This is a genomic window from Mesoflavibacter sp. CH_XMU1404-2 (assembly GCF_037029465.1).
Classification (GTDB): Bacteria; Bacteroidota; Bacteroidia; order Flavobacteriales; family Flavobacteriaceae; genus Mesoflavibacter.
Genome location: NZ_JAYMEM010000030.1, coordinates 127216 through 145998, shown reverse-complemented (window position 1 = coordinate 145998; position 18783 = coordinate 127216). Strand labels below are relative to the sequence as shown.

Annotated in this window: 12 protein-coding genes and 4 tRNA genes; 1 reads left to right on the top strand and 15 read right to left on the bottom strand. The window is 34.5% G+C overall.

What is annotated here, in order from left to right:
- The coding region (locus WA327_RS14365) for a beta strand repeat-containing protein (RefSeq protein ID WP_407942468.1) at positions 1 to 3043 on the bottom strand (3043 nt) is incomplete at its 3' end.
- 464 nt (positions 3044 to 3507) lie between these two features.
- Here WA327_RS14365 and WA327_RS14360 point away from each other — a divergent pair.
- On the top strand, positions 3508 to 5097 hold the full coding sequence (locus WA327_RS14360; RefSeq protein ID WP_336070861.1) for a peptide chain release factor 3: 1590 nt from the start codon (positions 3508 to 3510) through the stop codon (positions 5095 to 5097).
- A gap of 198 nt (positions 5098 to 5295) precedes the next feature.
- Here the strand turns inward: WA327_RS14360 and WA327_RS14355 are convergent, their stop codons facing one another.
- The 14 genes from WA327_RS14355 to WA327_RS14290 form a co-directional block, all read right to left on the bottom strand.
- Positions 5296 to 5616 carry a DUF3467 domain-containing protein gene (locus WA327_RS14355; protein WP_027880460.1) on the bottom strand — a complete coding sequence of 107 codons (321 nt, stop codon included), beginning with the start codon at positions 5614 to 5616 and terminating at the stop codon, positions 5296 to 5298.
- Positions 5617 to 5705: 89 nt separating this feature from the next.
- Positions 5706 to 10007 (bottom strand): DNA-directed RNA polymerase subunit beta', encoded by a 4302-nt coding sequence (rpoC, locus tag WA327_RS14350; protein WP_336070859.1) that lies wholly within the window; start codon positions 10005 to 10007, stop codon positions 5706 to 5708.
- 74 nt (positions 10008 to 10081) lie between these two features.
- Positions 10082 to 13894: a DNA-directed RNA polymerase subunit beta gene (rpoB, locus tag WA327_RS14345; RefSeq protein ID WP_336070858.1), complete on the bottom strand. Its 3813-nt coding sequence runs from the start codon at positions 13892 to 13894 to the stop codon at positions 10082 to 10084.
- A 124-nt stretch (positions 13895 to 14018) separates the two neighbouring features.
- On the bottom strand, positions 14019 to 14396 hold the full coding sequence (gene rplL / locus WA327_RS14340; RefSeq protein ID WP_304144015.1) for a 50S ribosomal protein L7/L12: 378 nt from the start codon (positions 14394 to 14396) through the stop codon (positions 14019 to 14021).
- Between the two features lie 59 nt (positions 14397 to 14455).
- Positions 14456 to 14977, bottom strand: a complete 522-nt coding sequence (gene rplJ, locus WA327_RS14335) for a 50S ribosomal protein L10 (protein WP_336070856.1) — start codon at positions 14975 to 14977, stop codon at positions 14456 to 14458.
- A 19-nt stretch (positions 14978 to 14996) separates the two neighbouring features.
- Positions 14997 to 15686: a 50S ribosomal protein L1 gene (rplA, locus tag WA327_RS14330; protein ID WP_304144020.1), complete on the bottom strand. Its 690-nt coding sequence runs from the start codon at positions 15684 to 15686 to the stop codon at positions 14997 to 14999.
- 20 nt (positions 15687 to 15706) lie between these two features.
- Positions 15707 to 16147 carry a 50S ribosomal protein L11 gene (rplK, locus tag WA327_RS14325; protein WP_027880454.1) on the bottom strand — a complete coding sequence of 147 codons (441 nt, stop codon included), beginning with the start codon at positions 16145 to 16147 and terminating at the stop codon, positions 15707 to 15709.
- A 66-nt stretch (positions 16148 to 16213) separates the two neighbouring features.
- A complete protein-coding gene (nusG, locus tag WA327_RS14320; protein ID WP_336070852.1) occupies positions 16214 to 16768 on the bottom strand; it encodes a transcription termination/antitermination protein NusG in 555 nt (184 codons plus the stop codon).
- Between the two features lie 6 nt (positions 16769 to 16774).
- Positions 16775 to 16972 (bottom strand): preprotein translocase subunit SecE, encoded by a 198-nt coding sequence (gene secE, locus WA327_RS14315; protein WP_027880452.1) that lies wholly within the window; start codon positions 16970 to 16972, stop codon positions 16775 to 16777.
- 88 nt (positions 16973 to 17060) lie between these two features.
- Positions 17061 to 17133: transfer RNA gene (locus WA327_RS14310), tRNA-Trp, on the bottom strand.
- 63 nt (positions 17134 to 17196) lie between these two features.
- Entirely contained in the window at positions 17197 to 18384 is a 1188-nt protein-coding gene (tuf, locus tag WA327_RS14305; RefSeq protein WP_027880451.1) for an elongation factor Tu, read from the bottom strand.
- A gap of 66 nt (positions 18385 to 18450) precedes the next feature.
- Positions 18451 to 18522, bottom strand: a tRNA-Thr gene (locus tag WA327_RS14300).
- 11 nt (positions 18523 to 18533) lie between these two features.
- Positions 18534 to 18606 (bottom strand) — tRNA-Gly (locus WA327_RS14295).
- A 35-nt stretch (positions 18607 to 18641) separates the two neighbouring features.
- Positions 18642 to 18723 (bottom strand) — tRNA-Tyr (locus WA327_RS14290).
- Positions 18724 to 18783: the final 60 nt, after the last annotated feature.

Sequence of the window (18783 nt, the reverse complement as noted above, 5' to 3'; positions counted from 1 at the left end):
CAAAACTTCCATCTGATAATGTGTCTATTGGCGTTACTCCTGTTCCTGCTGAATCTGGTACTCCGTTATTATCACCATCTAAACCATCTGCGACTCCATCGTTATCTGCATCTACTCCTCCTGCTTCAACTACATCATAAATACCGTCGTTATCTGAGTCTAGATCTAAATGGTTTGGCACTCCATCTCCATCAAAATCATATACATCTGGTATTCCGTTTCCGTCTGCATCTGTGTAAATTGTTGCACTTCCATCTCCGATTGTGTTTCCTGGGTCATTATCGGTTGTATCCATCCAGTTTGGTATACCGTCTCCGTCTTCGTCTCCGTCTGGGAAGTTTCCAGCGCTTTCATCTATATCGGCTATACCGTCATTGTCATCATCTAAATCACATCCGTCTGCAACGCCATCGCCATCTACATCTGCTGCATCATCAAATCCTGGACATTGGTCTAAATTATCTGGTACACCATCTCCGTCTTCATCTCCATATGCTACTGTTATTGTTACTGTTTCTGTTGTACATATTGCAGATCCTGAGGCATCGTTACATACCGTGTAATCTACTGTTACTACTGTTCCGCCTTCTGCAAAGGTTGGTGTGTAAGTTAACTCTCCTGTAGTAGCATCAAAACTAATTGTTCCTGTTGCTGTGCCTGTCCCTGCATCTGTTATTGTTGTTGTACCTAAGTTATTTACATCGCCATCATTTAAATAATCATCGTTGGCTAGAATTTGTGTTGTAACTGGTATTCCGCCTGTTGCATTATCTGAATCTGGTGATGTGGTAGGCACTCCTGTATTTGGATCTGTTGTGTCTGGATTTCCATCGCCATCATCATCTAAATCACATACGCCTACTAATCCATCACTATCTAAATCTATGTCTGCTGTAGTTACTGCTGCTACTGCTCCTGTATTGTAAGCTGCTGTGGTTACTAATCCATTGGCATCTACTGTTGCTGGATCTGTACCGTAAACTCCTGTATCTCCTCCATCTGCTGTGTTGTTGTTATATGCTTCGTTAGCATCTGAACATCCATCGCCATCTGAATCTAGGTTTAAAAAATCAAAGCTTCCGTCTGACAGCGTATCTATTGGTGTTACTCCTGTCCCTGCTGATGTTGGAATACCATTTGAAGCTGTGTTATCAACATTATTATCATCATCATCTGCATATCCATCATTATTAGCATCTATTCCTCCAGACTCAACAACATCATAAATACCATCGTTATCACTATCTAAATCAAAATGATTTGGTATTCCATCTCCGTCTGCGTCATAATTATCATTAACTCCATCTCCATTAACATCAACGAATCCTGCTAAATCTGGATCTTGATAGTTAGGTGTACCATCTCCGTCTGCATCTGCACTAGGATCTGGTTGACCATTAGCTTCATCTGTATCTAAAATACCATCATTATCATCGTCTAGGTCTAAATTATCGTATACACCATCTCCGTCTTGATCTGGTCCAGTAACTGTAAGTGTTACTGTTTCGGTTAGACAAACTGGAGTACCTGATGCATCATTACAAACTGTATAATCAATTGTAACAGAGCTACCTGCTTCTGATAGTAATGCTGAATAAATAAGTTCTCCTGTTGTTGCATCAAAAGAAATCGTTCCTGCTGCGCTACCTGTTCCAGCATCTGTAATTGTTGTTGTTCCTAGATTATTTACATCACCATCATTTAGGAAATCGTCATTTGCAAGAATTTGAATATTTTGAGATACTCCTGAAACTACACTAGCACTATCTGGTGAAGTTGTAGGTGCACCTGATGTTGGATCTGACACATCTGGGTTACCGTCTCCATCATTATCTGGGTCGCAAATACCTGTTAAACCATCTCCATCTAAATCTGGGTCTGTACTTAAAACTGAAGGATTAGTACCTGAATAAGAAGCAGCGCTAACTGTTCCGTCGGGATTAGTTACTGGTGGAAAACCTGTACCATATTCACCTCCATCTCCTCCATCTGCATTAGGATTGTTATAAGCTTCATTGGCATCACTACATCCATCATTATCACTATCTAAGTCTAAATGGTTCGGTATTCCGTCTCCATCTGCATCTGTGTTTTCGTAAACATCTGGCGTACCATTGTTATTAGAGTCTGTATAATCTGTTGGCGAACCATCTGCATTTGCTATATAGGTTGCTGATGCTCCAGAATCATCTGATGTGTCAACATAATTAGGCAAACCATCTCCATCATTATCTCCATCTGGTTCAAATCCTAAAGATTCAACTGTGTCTAAGATACCATCGTTATCATCATCTAAATCTGTAGCATCTGGAATTCCGTCTGAATCAGCATCTGTTAAACATACAGAGTATAATGGTGTTGAGATTAATAAATCATCATCCATATCAAAGTCCTTCAGGAACCCACTGTTAGCATAATTATCAAATTCAACAAAAGTTACATCATCATACTCATACATAACTCTACTTGTAGCCCCATTAGTTTCGTTTGCAGAACCTGTAGCGCTTAAGTTAGGCACTACATTATCAACAATCATATTTGTCGGGTCTGCTGTTGCCGTAAAACGCACACCAGAACTACAATCTGTAGATAATTCTTCATTATTAGGACCGTCTATATCATTTACTTTAAAACGAAAATCGTTTCCTGCAATAGGCGTCACACCATCTGATTCTAAAAAGCTAAACCTAATCCTAGATCTATTGTTTGGTATCCCTGCTACTGTTGAATTAGAAGTATATCTAATATCATCTCCTTGTTGTGTAAAAACACCTGGTTGACCATTTATTCTTTGAGCTCTAACTCTTTGTAAGTTAGGGATGGATGATGTTACAGTAAATAATGTGTTATCTGTATTATTACCAGAGACTATACCTGTAACTGAAATTGTCTCAAAATTCTGAGCATTTACAAAGAATGTTGCAAAAAATGTAATTACAAGAAGAACATATGTTCTTGTTCTTTTTTTGTTTAAAAACCTGTTGACCAATTTATCTTGGACTACTATTTTCAACATTCTAAACCAAAGTGTAGTTTTTTCCATATTTAAAGCACTAATTATATTTTTTAAAAAAATACTATTAAAAATAAAATGTTTTGTTGTTATTTGTTTGTAATCAAATACTTACAATATTTGTTTTAGACCTGACTATTTTAATTAACAAACACACAACTTGTTATAGAAAATATTAATAAAAAAACGGGTTATTTTAATCTATTTTTTAGCTAACATTAACACACACAAACATCACTAAATTTTCAACAAATTAACGGAATTTAACGTATGAAAATCTTCTTAATCTCTAAAATGATTTAATAATTCGTTGAAAAGTGATTTTTGTGTTATAAAACATCTTTTTTGTGATCTAAAAAATTAAAAGAATATCAAAAAATCTAACTTATAATATCTATTTGATTGATTTTGGATAGTAAATTGATAAAAACATTAATCTTTCATATTGAGGAAATGTAAATAATAGGCATATCTTTGCCAAAATTTAATTTTCAATGAAGTTTAAAGAAGAAATCAACAGAAGAAGGACCTTTGGTATTATCTCTCATCCTGATGCAGGAAAAACTACACTTACAGAAAAATTATTACTTTTTGGTGGTGCTATTCAAGAAGCAGGAGCTGTAAAAAGTAATAAAATAAAAAAAGGTGCTACAAGTGATTTTATGGAAATTGAACGCCAAAGAGGTATATCTGTAGCAACTTCTGTATTAGCTTTTGAGTATAATGGAATAAAAATCAATATTTTAGACACACCAGGTCATAAAGATTTTGCTGAAGACACTTACCGTACACTAACTGCTGTAGACAGTGTAATTGTAGTTATTGATGTCGCTAAAGGTGTTGAAGAACAAACAGAAAAATTGGTTGAAGTTTGTAGAATGCGTAACATACCAATGATTGTTTTTATCAATAAATTAGATCGAGAAGGTAAAGATGCGTTTGAATTATTAGATGAAATAGAACAAAAACTTAAACTAAAAGTCACTCCTTTAAGCTTCCCTATAGGTATGGGTTATGAGTTTAAAGGAATCTACAATATTTGGGAACAGAACATCAATCTTTTTAGTGGTGATAACCGTAAAAACATTGAAGAAACTATAGAAATTTCAGATATAAATTCTACTGAAGTCAATGAGTTAATTGGAGATAATTCTGCCGAAACATTAAGAGAAGAATTAGAGCTTGTAGAAGGTATTTATCCTGATTTTGATAGAGATGAATATCTTAACGGACACTTACAACCCGTGTTTTTTGGTTCAGCATTAAACAACTTTGGTGTTAGAGAATTATTAGATTGCTTTGTAGATATAGCACCTAAACCAAGAGCTAAAAACAGTGAAGAACGCTTAGTAAAACCAGACGAAAAAGAATTTACTGGTTTTGTGTTTAAAATCCATGCCAACATGGACCCAAAACACAGAGACCGACTTGCATTTATTAAGATTGTTTCAGGTGAATTTAAACGAAACACACCTTACCTACACGTAAGAAACAATAAGAAAATGAAATTTTCTAGTCCGAATGCCTTTTTTGCAGAAAAGAAAGAAATAGTAGATATCTCTTATCCTGGTGATATTGTAGGATTACACGATACAGGTAACTTTAAAATAGGAGATACTTTAACCGAAGGTGAAATTATAAATTACAAAGGAATACCAAGTTTTTCACCAGAACATTTTAGATATATCAACAACGCAGATCCTTTAAAATCTAAACAATTATATAAAGGAATTGACCAATTAATGGATGAAGGTGTTGCCCAATTATTCACTTTAGAATTAAACGGAAGAAAAGTAATTGGTACCGTTGGAGCGCTTCAATATGAAGTAATTCAATACAGATTAGAGCACGAATATGGGGCAAAATGTACCTATGAAAATTTAAATGTGTACAAAGCTTGTTGGGTAGATCCTGAAGACCCTAAAAATGATGAATACAAAGATTTCTTAAGAGTTAAACAACGTTTTCTTGCAAAAGATAAACAAGGTCAACTAGTGTTTTTAGCAGACTCTGCTTTTTCTCTTCAAATGACAGAACAAAAATACCCTAGTATAAAATTTCATTATGTTTCAGAATTCAAATAACTAAAAAATCAATTTTAAGTTATTTTAAGAGATTATAATCAAAAAGATATATAATTACATTCTAATTTAGAATTTTAGTATAAAAACCACATTAAAAAACTTGATTTTTTCAAAAAGATAACTTAACTCTATTAATGAATTTATTTCAAATAACAAGAATCTATAAATAAAAAATCCCATCTAGAAGATGGGATTTTTTTATGCTTGACCTGTTGGACCAAAATTTAATGGAATTGGTGGTTGCTCATAATCTTTAATTTCTCCATGGGCTTTTTCAAATCTATTTACATTATCACCTAAAGCTTTTAATAGTCGTTTAGCATGTTGTGGTGTTAAAATAATTCTAGATTTTACTTTACTTTTTGGTGTACCTGGCATAATGCTTACAAAATCAATTACAAATTCTGATACTGAATGATTTATTATTGCTAGGTTTGAATATGTTCCTTCTGCAACTTTCTCATCTAACTCAATATTAATTTGTCCTTGTTTTTGCTTATTGTCTTTATTGTCTGACATGTTATTTTCTTTTAAATAAAGAATCCTGCACAAGGCAGGATTCTTATAATTATTATAATTTATTTTAAATGATGTCTTATTTTAAGCAATTAGTTAAAGTTAACCTCTTGTTTAGCTTTCATCATTTGATCAAATTCTTCTTTAGATCCTACTATAATATTATCATAAGCTCTCATACCTGTTCCTGCTGGTATACGATGACCTACAATTACATTTTCTTTAAGACCTTCTAAAGTATCAACTTTTCCGCTTACTGCTGCCTCATTAAGAACTTTTGTTGTTTCTTGGAACGATGCTGCTGAAATAAACGACTTAGTTTGAAGTGATGCTCTTGTAATACCTTGTAAGATAGGTGTTGCTGTGGCAGGTCTAGCGTCTCTAGCTACAACTAACTTTTTATCTTCACGTTTAAGTATAGAATTTTCGTCTCTTAATTGGAAAGCAGAAACTATCTGACCTTCTTTTAAGTTTGAAGAATCTCCTGCATCTTCTACTACTTTCATTCCAAAGATTTCATCATTTTCTTCTATGAAATCTGATTTATGAATTAGTTGGTTTTCTAAGAATACAGTATCTCCAGAGTCAATAATTCTAACTTTACGCATCATTTGTCTTACAACAACTTCAAAATGCTTATCATTAATTTTTACTCCTTGTAAACGGTAAACTTCTTGTACTTCATTAACTAAGTATTGTTGTACTGCTGAAGGACCTTTAATATTTAAGATATCGTTAGGTGTTACAGAACCGTCAGATAAAGGCATACCTGCTTTTACAAAGTCATTTTCTTGTACTAAGATTTGGTTAGATAATTTAACCAAGTACTTCTTAATATCTCCTAATTTAGACTCTACAATAATCTCGCGGTTACCTCTTTTAATTTTACCAAAAGATACAACTCCATCAATTTCACTAACAACAGCTGGGTTAGAAGGGTTACGTGCTTCAAATAATTCTGTTACACGTGGTAAACCTCCTGTAATATCACCTGCTTTAGCAGATTTACGTGGTATCTTAACTAAGATTTTTCCAACCTTAATCTTATCACCATCATCAATCATAATGTGTGCTCCTACTGGTAAATTGTAAGAACGGATTGCTTCTCCCTTACTATCTTCTATAATAAGAGTAGGTATTAATTTTTTGTTTCTTGATTCAGAAATTACTTTTTCTTGGAAACCTGTTTGCTCATCAATTTCTACTTGATAAGTAACACCTTGCTCGATATTTTCATATCTTACTTTTCCAGCAAATTCTGAGATAATTACTCCGTTATATGGATCCCAAGAACAAACAACATCTCCTTTAGTTAATTTATCTCCACTCTTAACAAAGATATGTGACCCATAAGGGATATTGTTAGTACTTAAAACAATACCTGTCTTTTTATCTACTAATTTAAGTTCTGATGTACGAGAGATTACAACATCTACTTCGTTACCTTCATTATCAGTACCTTTTACTGTTTTAAGGTCATCAATTTCGGCAACACCATCAAACTTAACTATTAATTTATTTTCTTCTGAAATGTTTCCTGCAATACCTCCTACGTGGAAAGTACGAAGTGTTAACTGTGTTCCTGGCTCTCCAATAGACTGAGCTGCTACAACACCTACAGCTTCACCACGTTGAACCATTTTGTTGGTTGCTAGGTTACGACCGTAACATTGTGCACAAATACCTTTCTTAGCCTCACATGTTAATGGTGAACGTACTTCTATAGACTCTATAGGTGATTTTTCTATTTTATCAGCAATTGCTTCGTCAATTAATTGACCAGCTTCTACTAATACTTCTTCTGTTAATGGATCATAAACATCATTTAATGATACACGTCCAACAATTCTTTCACCTAAACTTTCTACAACTTCGTCATTCTTTTTAAGTGGTGCAACTTCTACACCTCTTAAAGTACCACAATCTTCACTATTTACAATAACGTCTTGAGATACATCCACTAAACGACGAGTTAAGTAACCTGCATCGGCTGTTTTAAGTGCGGTATCGGCAAGACCTTTACGAGCACCGTGAGTAGAGATAAAGTATTCTAAAATTGAAAGTCCTTCTTTAAAGTTAGAAAGAATTGGGTTTTCAATAATCTCTCCACCACCAGCGTTAGATTTTTTAGGCTTAGCCATTAATCCACGCATACCGGTTAACTGACGAATTTGCTCTTTAGATCCACGAGCTCCAGAATCAAGCATCATGTATACAGAGTTAAACCCTTGTTGGTCTTCTCTAATACGTTTCATAGATAATTCTGTTAACTCGGCATTGGTAGATGTCCACTCGTCAATTACTTGGTTATAACGTTCGTTATTAGTAATTAATCCCATGTTATAGTTACCAGTAATAACATCTACTTTTTTGTTAGCAGCATCAATCATTGATTGCTTTTCTGCAGGAATAATGATATCTCCTAAACTGAAAGATAAACCACCTCTAAAGGCAAAGTTGTATCCTAAAGTTTTTATTTCATCTAAGAACTGAGCTGTTTCTGGTACGCTAGTAACTTTTAAGATATTACCAATGATATCTCTTAAAGCTTTCTTTGTTAATACCGTGTTTATATAACCTGCAGCAGCTGGTACTTTTTCATTGAAAAGTACACGTCCGACTGTAGTTTCTATAATTTGTGGTACTAACTCTCCGTCTTCATTAAAATCGATTGCTCTAACTTTAATTCCTGCGTTTAAGTCAACACGCTTTTCATTGTAAGCAATAGTTACTTCTTCTGCTGAATAAAAAGTTAAACCTTCTCCTTTTATTTGAACTTCTGGAGTAGATTTACGCTCTTTAGTCATATAATATAAACCAAGAACCATATCCTGAGATGGTACAGTAACTGGTGAACCGTTTGCAGGGTTTAAGATATTATGAGACGCCAACATAAGTAATTGCGCTTCAAGAATAGCTTCTGGACCTAACGGTAAGTGAACAGCCATTTGATCACCATCAAAATCGGCGTTAAATGCAGTACACACTAATGGGTGTAGCTGTATAGCTTTACCTTCTATTAATTTAGGTTGGAAAGCTTGAATACCAAGTCTGTGAAGCGTAGGAGCACGGTTTAAAAGTACTGGATGTCCTTTTAAAACATTTTCTAAAATATCCCAAACTACTGGCTCTTTTTTATCTATAATTTTCTTTGCAGACTTTACAGTTTTTACAATTCCTCTCTCAATTAATTTTCTAATTACGAAAGGCTTGTATAACTCTGCTGCCATATTTTTAGGAAGACCACATTCAAATAATTTTAATTCTGGTCCTACAACAATTACAGAACGTGCTGAATAATCTACACGTTTACCAAGTAAGTTTTGACGGAAACGTCCTTGCTTACCTTTTAAAGAATCTGATAAAGATTTTAATGGTCTGTTAGAGTCTGTTTTTACAGCAGAAGATTTACGTGTGTTATCAAATAATGAATCTACAGATTCTTGTAACATACGTTTCTCATTACGTAAAATTACTTCAGGAGCTTTAATTTCTACTAATCGCTTTAAACGGTTGTTACGTATAATTACACGACGGTATAAATCATTTAAATCTGAAGTTGCAAAACGTCCTCCATCTAATGGTACTAATGGTCTTAATTCTGGTGGAATTACTGGTACCACCTTCATTATCATCCATTCTGGACGATTTTCTCTATTTTCATTAGACTCACGTAAAGCTTCAACAACTTGTAAACGTTTTAAAGCTTCTGTTTTACGTTGTTTAGAAGTTTCGTTGTTTGCTTTATGTCTTAATTCATAAGATAAAGCATCTAAGTCTATTCTTGCTAATAAATCAATTAAACACTCTGCTCCCATTTTAGCAATAAACTTATTAGGATCTGAATCTTCTAAATAGTTATTGTCTTGAGGAAGTGTTTCTAAAATATTTAAATATTCTTCTTCTGTTAAGAAGTCCATTTTTTGTAATGGTTCTCCTTCTTCATTTTTAACATTACCTGGTTGAATTACTACGTAACGTTCGTAGTAAATAATCATATCTAATTTTTTGGATGGTAATCCTAATAAATATCCTATTTTGTTTGGTAAAGAACGGAAGTACCAAATGTGAGCTACTGGCACAACTAAGTTGATGTGTCCAACGCGGTCACGACGTACTTTCTTTTCTGTTACTTCTACACCACAACGGTCACATACGATACCTTTGTAACGAATACGCTTATATTTACCACAAGCACACTCATAATCCTTTACAGGACCAAAAATACGCTCGCAGAATAAACCATCTCTTTCTGGTTTATGAGTACGATAATTGATAGTTTCTGGTTTTAAAACTTCACCTCTAGACTCTGCTAAAATAGACTCTGGTGATGCTAAACCAATTGAGATTTTATTAAATCTCTTTACTGAATTCTTATCTTGTTTTCTAGCCATAATTTCTTATAGTATTCAGTCTCCAGCTTTCAGTATGCAGATTGAATACATACTGATTACTGACTACTATTTTTTTATTCTTCTAATCTAATGTCTAAACCTAAACCTTTTAATTCGTGCATTAATACGTTAAAAGATTCTGGTAATCCTGGTTCTGGCATAGCTTCACCTTTTACGATTGCTTCGTAAGTTTTAGCTCTACCAACCACGTCATCAGATTTTACTGTCAAGATTTCTCTAAGTGTACTTGATGCACCATATGCTTCTAGTGCCCAAACTTCCATCTCTCCAAAACGCTGACCTCCAAATTGTGCTTTACCACCTAATGGTTGTTGTGTAATTAAAGAGTATGGTCCGATAGAACGTGCGTGCATCTTATCATCAACCATGTGACCAAGTTTAAGCATGTAAATCACACCTACTGTAGCCGGTTGATCAAAACGATCACCTGTTCCACCATCATATAAATATGTATGTCCAAATCTTGGGATACCTGCTTCGTCTGTTAGCTCATTAATTTGATCTAATGTTGCACCATCAAAGATTGGTGTAGCAAACTTTTTACCTAAGTTTTGCCCTGCCCAACCAAGTACAGTTTCATAAATCTGACCAATGTTCATACGAGAAGGTACACCTAATGGGTTAAGTACTATATCTACCGGTGTTCCATCTTCTAAGAATGGCATATCTTCTTGACGTACAATACGAGCAACAATACCTTTGTTACCGTGTCGTCCTGCCATCTTATCTCCTACTTTAAGTTTACGCTTTTTAGCAATGTAAACTTTAGCAAGCTTGATGATTCCTGAAGGAAGCTCGTCTCCTACAGAGATTGTAAACTTCTCACGTCTAAGAGCACCTTGTAAATCGTTCTCCTTAATCTTATAGTTATGGATTAAGTCTGCTACTAATTTATTTGTATGGTCGTCTGTTGTCCAAGTACCACCTGTTAAGTGCGTATAATCATCAACAGCATTTAACATCTTTAAAGTGAATTTTTTACCTTTTGGTAAAACTTCTTCACCTAAATCATTAAAGATTCCTTGAGATGTTTTTCCGTTTACAATTGCAAATAATTTTTCAACTAAAACAGCTTGTAACTCATCAAATTTAGTAGTATATAACGTTTCTAATTTTGCTATATCTTCTTTATCTTGAGCTCTCTTACGCTTATCTTTAATTGCTCTAGAGAATAACTTCTTGTTAATTACAACACCATGTAATGAAGGTGATGCTTTTAAAGAGGCATCTTTTACATCTCCTGCTTTGTCACCAAATATAGCACGTAAAAGTTTTTCTTCTGGAGTTGGATCTGATTCACCTTTTGGAGTAATTTTACCAATTAAGATATCTCCTGGTTTTACTTCTGCACCAACGCGAATCATACCATGTTCATCTAAGTCTTTTGTAGCTTCTTCTGAAACGTTTGGTATGTCATTAGTTAACTCTTCATTTCCTAATTTTGTATCTCTTACTTCAAGAGAATACTCATCGATATGAATAGATGTAAATATGTCTTCACGAACTACTTTTTCAGAAATCACAATCGCATCCTCAAAGTTATACCCTTTCCAAGGCATAAAGGCAACTTTCATGTTTCTACCTAAAGCTAATTCTCCTTTTTCAGTTGCATAACCTTCACTTAGTACTTGTCCTTTAACAACTTTATCTCCCTTTCTTACGATTGGTTTTAAGTTAATTGAAGTACCTTGGTTAGTCTTTCTAAACTTGATTAAAGGGTAAGATTTAACATCACTATCAAAACTTACTTTAGCTTCATCTTCTGTACGTTCGTATTTTATTACTATTTCATTAGCGTCTACATATTCTACAACACCATTTCCTTCTGCATTAATTAATACACGAGAATCTGATGCTACCTGCTTTTCAAGACCTGTTCCTACGATAGGAGATTGAGGTCTTAATAATGGTACTGCTTGACGCATCATGTTTGATCCCATCAATGCACGGTTGGCATCATCGTGCTCTAAGAATGGAATTAAAGATGCCGAAATAGAAGAAATTTGGTTAGGCGCTACATCTGTATAATGGATTTCTTTTGGATCCATTACTGGGAAATCTCCTTCCATACGAGCAATTACTTTGTCGTGAAGGATCTTACCATTGTCATCAACTTTTACAGTTGCTTGAGCGATTAATTTTTCTTCTTCTTCTTCTGCACTTAAATATATTGGATCACCTTTGATATCTACTACTCCATCTTCAACTTTTCTATATGGTGTTTCAATGAATCCCATAGAGTTCACTTTAGCATAAACTGAAAGTGATGAAATTAATCCAATGTTTGGACCTTCAGGAGTTTCAATAGGGCAAAGTCTTCCGTAGTGAGTATAGTGAACGTCACGAACCTCGAAACCTGCTCTCTCACGAGATAAACCACCTGGTCCTAATGCAGATAAACGACGTTTGTGAGTAATCTCTGCTAATGGGTTTGTTTGATCCATAAACTGAGATAACTGGTTTGTACCAAAGAATGAATTAATTACTGAAGATAACGTCTTGGCATTAATTAAGTCTATTGGTGTAAACACTTCGTTATCACGTACATTCATACGCTCACGAATGGTACGAGCCATACGTGCTAAACCAACACCAAACTGAGATGATAACTGCTCTCCTACTGTACGTACACGACGGTTAGATAAGTGATCAATATCATCAATCTCTGCTTTAGAGTTGATTAACTCGATTAAATATTTAATAATGGTAATGATATCTTCTTTAGTAAGAACTTGTTTGTCCATACCAATATCAAGACCTAATTTTTTGTTCATTCTATAACGACCTACTTCACCTAAAGAGTAACGTTGGTCAGAGAAGAATAATTTGTCAATAATACCACGTGCAGTTTCCTCATCTGGCGGTTCTGCATTACGTAATTGACGATAAATATGTTCTACAGCTTCTTTTTCAGAGTTTGTTGGGTCTTTTTGAAGTGTATTGTGGATAATAGCGTAATCTCCTTGTTGAGAGCTTTCTTTATGTAAAAGAATAGTTTTAACTCCAACTTCTAGGATTTCTTCTATATTATCTTTGTCTAATTCTGTATCACGATCTAAAACAATTTCGTTACGCTCAATAGAAACTACTTCTCCTGTATCTTCATCAACGAAATCTTCGTGCCATGTATTAAGTACACGTGCTGCTAACTTACGTCCTAAAACTTTTTTAAGTCCAGATTTTGAAACTTTAACTTCTTCTGCAAGGTCAAAAATTTCTAATATATCTTTATCACGCTCAAAACCGATAGCTCTAAAAAGAGTAGTTACAGGTAACTTTTTCTTTCTATCGATGTACGCGTACATTACTTGGTTAATATCTGTTGCGAATTCAATCCAAGAACCTTTGAAAGGTATAACTCTTGCCGAATATAATTTTGTTCCATTGGCATGGAAAGACTGACCAAAGAATACACCTGGAGATCTATGTAATTGAGATACTACTACACGTTCTGCTCCGTTAATAACGAATGTACCACTTGGAGTCATGTAAGGAATTGTTCCTAAGTACACATCTTGAACAATGGTTTCAAAATCTTCATGTTCAGGGTCTGTACAATATAACTTTAACCTTGCTTTTAAAGGAACGCTATAAGTTAATCCTCTTTCTATACACTCTTCAATTGTGTATCTTGGCGGATCTATAAAGTAATCTAAAAATTCTAAAACAAATTGATTACGTGTGTCTGTAATTGGAAAGTTTTCTAGGAAGGTGTTATATAAACCTTCATCACCTCTTTCTTCAGATTTAGTTTCTAACTGGAAAAAATCCTGGAAGGATTTAATCTGAATATCCATAAAGTCTGGGTATTCAGTTCTATTTATAATAGAAGAGAAATTTAATCTTTCAGCTTGTGTTACTAACATCAATGGACGAAATTTTGATTAAAAAAAAATGTTTGTATATAGTTAATCACTATATACGACAAATGGTTTAGGTCTAAGAGACAACTCTCCAGACCTAAACCTTTGTAAAATTTAAGTGTTAAGCTTACTTAAGCTCAACCTCTGCTCCTGCTTCTTCTAATGAAGATTTTAAGCCTTCAGCTTCGTCTTTAGAAACTCCTTCTTTGATGTTACTTGGTGCACCATCAACTAATTCTTTAGCTTCTTTTAATCCTAAACCAGTTAATTCTTTAACTAATTTTACAACTGCAAGCTTAGAAGCTCCAGCTGATTTAAGAACTACGTCGAATTCTGATTTTTCTTCTGCAGCTTCTCCACCACCAGCAGCAGGACCACCAGCAACAGCTACTGCAGCAGCAGCAGGTTCTATACCGTATTCATCTTTTAAAATAGTAGCTAACTCGTTTACTTCTTTTACTGTTAAGTTAACTAATTGTTCTGCGAAATCTTTTAAATCTGCCATTTTTCTATCGTTTTAATAATTTTTTAATTTAATATATAATTGTAAAAGTGCGTACTTTTTTAACCTTCTCTTTCAGATAAGGTCTTAACTAAACCAGATAATGTGTTTCCACCAGATTTAAGAGCTGAAATAACATTTTTAGCTGGAGATTGTAATAATCCAATGATATCTCCTATTAATTCTTCTCTTGACTTGATGTCTACTAAAGCATCTAACTGGTCGTCTCCTAAGTAAATTGCTTCTTCAATAAAAGCACCTTTTAATAAAGGCTTTTGAGACTTTTTTCTGAAAGCTTTAATTACTTTAGCAGGAGCGTTTCCTGTTTCAGAATACATTACCGAAGTGTTACCCTTTAAAGTAGATGGTAAGTCTCCAAAATCTTTATCTGAAGCTTCCATTGCTTTTTCAAGTAATGTATTTTTTACTACTGCTAACTTTACGTTTGCTTTAAAACAAGCACGACGTAAGTCTGAAGTAGCACCTGCATTTAATCCAGAAATATCTGCAATATAGATATTAGCATTATCGGCTAATTGTGCAGTTAAGTCTTGAATTACTTGTGATTTTTCTTCTCTTGTCATAATAAAAGTTTTTAACTACTTAACCTATTTTAGTATCTATTGCAATACTTGGGCTCATAGTACTTGACATGTAAATACTTTTTACATAAGTACCTTTAGCTGCAGTTGGCTTAAGTTTAATTAATGTTGTTAATAATTCGTTTGCGTTACCCGCAATTTTATCAGCAGTAAATGATGCTTTACCTATTGATGCATGAACTATACCAGTTTTATCAACTCTAAAGTCAATTTTACCAGCTTTAACTTCTGTTACAGCCTTAGCTATATCCATAGTTACTGTTCCTGTTTTTGGGTTAGGCATTAATCCTCTTGGTCCTAATACACGACCTAAAGGTCCTAATTTACCCATAACGCTAGGCATTGTAATAATTACGTCTACGTCTGTCCAACCACTTTTGATTTTATCAAGGTATTCATCTAAACCAACGTAATCTGCGCCTGCTTCTTTAGCTTCTTCTTCTTTGTCTGGTGTAACTAATGCTAATACTTTAACATCTTTACCTGTTCCGTGAGGAAGAGACACAACACCTCTAACCATTTGATTAGCTTTTCTAGGATCTACTCCTAATCTTACAGCTAAATCTACAGAAGCATCAAACTTAGTGTTTGTTATTTCTTTTACTAAAGCTGAAGCTTCTTCTAAAGAATATAATCTATCCTTTTCTATTTTTGCTTGAGCTTCTTTTTGTTTTCTTGTTAATCTTGCCATTTTCTTAAAATCTTTTTAGGTTAATTTGGTGCATCTCCACCTTTAACAGTTATACCCATAGATCTTGCAGTACCAGCAATCATTTTCATTGCAGAGTCTAATGTAAATGCATTTAAATCTTGCATTTTATCTTCTGCAATAGTTCTGATTTGATCCCAAGAAACTTTCGCTACTTTTCTTACATGAGGTTCACCTGAACCTTTTTTTACTTTGGCCGCTTCTAATAATTGAACTGCTGCAGGTGGTGTTTTGATCACAAAGTCAAATGACTTGTCTTTGTAGACAGAAATCACCACTGGTAAAACTTTACCAGCTTTATCTTGGGTTCTTGCATTAAACTGCTTACAGAACTCCATGATATTAACTCCAGCAGCACCTAAAGCGGGTCCAACCGGCGGCGATGGGTTCGCTGCGCCTCCCCTTACTTGTAGTTTAACTACTTTTCCTAATTCTTTTGCCATTTTGAATAATTTAGTTTCATACTCATTTTTTGGAAGCAATGAGTACTTTCCTTAGTGTAACAATTATTATATTTTCTCAACTTGCATATAGCTTAATTCTAATGGTGTTTTTCTTCCAAATATTTTTACCATTACTTCTAGCTTACGCTTTTCTTCGTTAATATTTTCTATAGTACCATCAAAACCATTAAATGGCCCATCGATAACTTTTACTGTTTCTCCAACTGTGTAAGGAATAGCTACGTTAACATCTGTATCTACAGCTAACTCATCAACTTTACCTAACATTCTGTTTACTTCAGATTGTCTTAATGGTAATGGATCACCTCCTTTTGTAGCTCCTAAAAAACCGATTACATTTGTAACAGATTTAATAATGTGAGGAATTTCTCCAGAAAGATTAGCTTTAATCATAATGTAACCACTGAAATAAACTTTTTCTTTGTTTATTTTCTTTCCGTTACGTATTTGAACTACCTTTTCTGTAGGAACTAATACTTGTTCTACATAATCTTGTAACCCAAGTCTTGCAATTTCGTTTTCAATATAAGTCTTGACCTTATTTTCTTGTCCACTAACTGCTCTTACAACATACCATTTTTTTTCTCCAACTTCAGCCATTATATATTATCCGTTTATTAGATTAAAGTATAAACTTATTACTTTACTAAAAACCGTATCTACTCCCCAAATAGCTAGTGAAAAGATGATTGAAAAAACAGCTACTAGAATAGTTAAACTTTGAGCTTCTGCCCATGGTGTCCAACTTACATTATTCTTTAGTTCTGTAAATGATTCTTTTATGTAATTTACTACTCCAGCCATAATTTTATTTATTTATGTCTCTTCTTAAAAGAGTAGACATTTTAATTTTTAAGCTCAAATAAAACCTCAAAAGATTCTATTTATTTTGCACGGGTTGAGAGACTCGAACTCCCGACACCTGGTTTTGGAGACCAGTGCTCTACCAACTGAGCTAAACCCGTTAATATAAATCAAGGCGCTTCGAAAAACGAAGCACCTTAATTTTTATTTTAGAAGACCAAAACTTAGTCTAAAATCTCAGTTACCTGACCAGCACCAACTGTTCTACCTCCTTCACGGATAGCGAAACGTAAACCTACGTTCATTGCAATTGGTTGAATTAACTCAACAGTGATAGTTAAGTTATCTCCTGGCATTACCATCTCTACTCCATCAGGAAGTGAAATTGTTCCTGTTACGTCAGTTGTACGCACATAGAATTGAGGACGGTAGTTATTGTGGAATGGAGTGTGACGTCCACCTTCTTCTTTTTTAAGGATATAAACCTCTGCTTTAAATTTAGCGTGTGGTGTCACAGATCCTGGTTTAGTGATTACCATACCTCTAGAGATTTGAGTTTTCTCAATACCTCTTAATAAGATACCAGCGTTATCACCAGCTTCGCCTCTATCTAATATTTGACGGAACATTTCGATACCCGTAATAGTAGAAGTTAATTTCTCTGCACCCATACCAATAATTTCTACTGGATCACCTGTTTGAGCTACACCAGTTTCGATACGACCAGTTGCTACAGTACCACGACCAGTAATAGAGAATACATCCTCGATTGGCATTAAGAAAGGCTTATCCATATCACGAACAGGCTCTTCAATCCACTCATCTACTGCATTCATTAATTCCATTACAGTGTCAACCCACTTTTGCTCACCGTTAAGCGCACCTAAAGCAGAACCAGAAATTACAGGCCCATTATCTCCATCATACTCATAGAAAGATAATAATTCTCTAACCTCCATATCAACTAACTCTAAAAGCTCAGCATCGTCTACCATATCTACTTTGTTTAAGAAAACAACAATACGAGGAATACCTACCTGACGACCTAACAAGATGTGCTCACGAGTTTGCGGCATAGGACCATCTGTTGCAGCAACCACTAAGATTGCACCATCCATTTGCGCAGCACCAGTTACCATGTTCTTTACGTAATCGGCGTGACCTGGACAGTCAACGTGTGCGTAGTGACGCTTTTCTGTTTGATATTCTACGTGAGATGTATTAATTGTAATACCTCTTTCTTTTTCTTCTGGAGCGTTATCGATAGTATCGAAATCTCTTGATTCTGATAAACCTGCATCAGCTAATACTTTAGTAATAGCAGCAGTTAAAGTTGTTTTACCGTGATCTACGTGTCCAATAGTACCAATATTTAAGTGTGGTTTTGAACGATCGAAAGTTGCCTTTGCCATGTTTTAATAATTTAATCTTAGTTATATAATAATATTAGTGTATTCTAATTTTCTGTTTAAATATAGAGCCAATGACGGGATTTGAACCCGTGACCTCTTCCTTACCAAGGAAACGCTCTACCCCTGAGCTACACCGGCTTAAATATTAGAGCGGGAGACCGGGTTCGAACCGGCGACATTCAGCTTGGAAGGCTGACGCTCTACCAACTGAGCTACTCCCGCAATTATTTAAAATCCTTAATTTAAGTTTAAAAAAGTGGGGAGAGCAGGATTCGAACCTGCGAAGACATAGTCAGCAGATTTACAGTCTGCCCTCGTTGGCCGCTTGAGTATCTCCCCTATTTAAACTTTTCACTCTTTATATGAACGTAAAAACCCTTATTAAGTTTTTATCTAAAC

Excerpts from the sequence above, each read along its gene's own strand:
- WA327_RS14360 (WP_336070861.1), top strand. The coding sequence starts at position 3,508 with ATGAAGTTTAAAGAAGAAATCAACAGAAGAAGGACCTTTGGTATTATC.
- WA327_RS14355 (WP_027880460.1), bottom strand. The coding sequence starts at position 5,616 with ATGTCAGACAATAAAGACAATAAGCAAAAACAAGGACAAATTAATATT.
- rpoC (WP_336070859.1), bottom strand. The coding sequence starts at position 10,007 with ATGGCTAGAAAACAAGATAAGAATTCAGTAAAGAGATTTAATAAAATC.
- rpoB (WP_336070858.1), bottom strand. The coding sequence starts at position 13,894 with ATGTTAGTAACACAAGCTGAAAGATTAAATTTCTCTTCTATTATAAAT.
- rplL (WP_304144015.1), bottom strand. The coding sequence starts at position 14,396 with ATGGCAGATTTAAAAGATTTCGCAGAACAATTAGTTAACTTAACAGTA.
- rplJ (WP_336070856.1), bottom strand. The coding sequence starts at position 14,977 with ATGACAAGAGAAGAAAAATCACAAGTAATTCAAGACTTAACTGCACAA.
- rplA (WP_304144020.1), bottom strand. The coding sequence starts at position 15,686 with ATGGCAAGATTAACAAGAAAACAAAAAGAAGCTCAAGCAAAAATAGAA.
- rplK (WP_027880454.1), bottom strand. The coding sequence starts at position 16,147 with ATGGCAAAAGAATTAGGAAAAGTAGTTAAACTACAAGTAAGGGGAGGC.
- nusG (WP_336070852.1), bottom strand. The coding sequence starts at position 16,768 with ATGGCTGAAGTTGGAGAAAAAAAATGGTATGTTGTAAGAGCAGTTAGT.
- secE (WP_027880452.1), bottom strand. The coding sequence starts at position 16,972 with ATGGCTGGAGTAGTAAATTACATAAAAGAATCATTTACAGAACTAAAG.
- tuf (WP_027880451.1), bottom strand. The coding sequence starts at position 18,384 with ATGGCAAAGGCAACTTTCGATCGTTCAAAACCACACTTAAATATTGGT.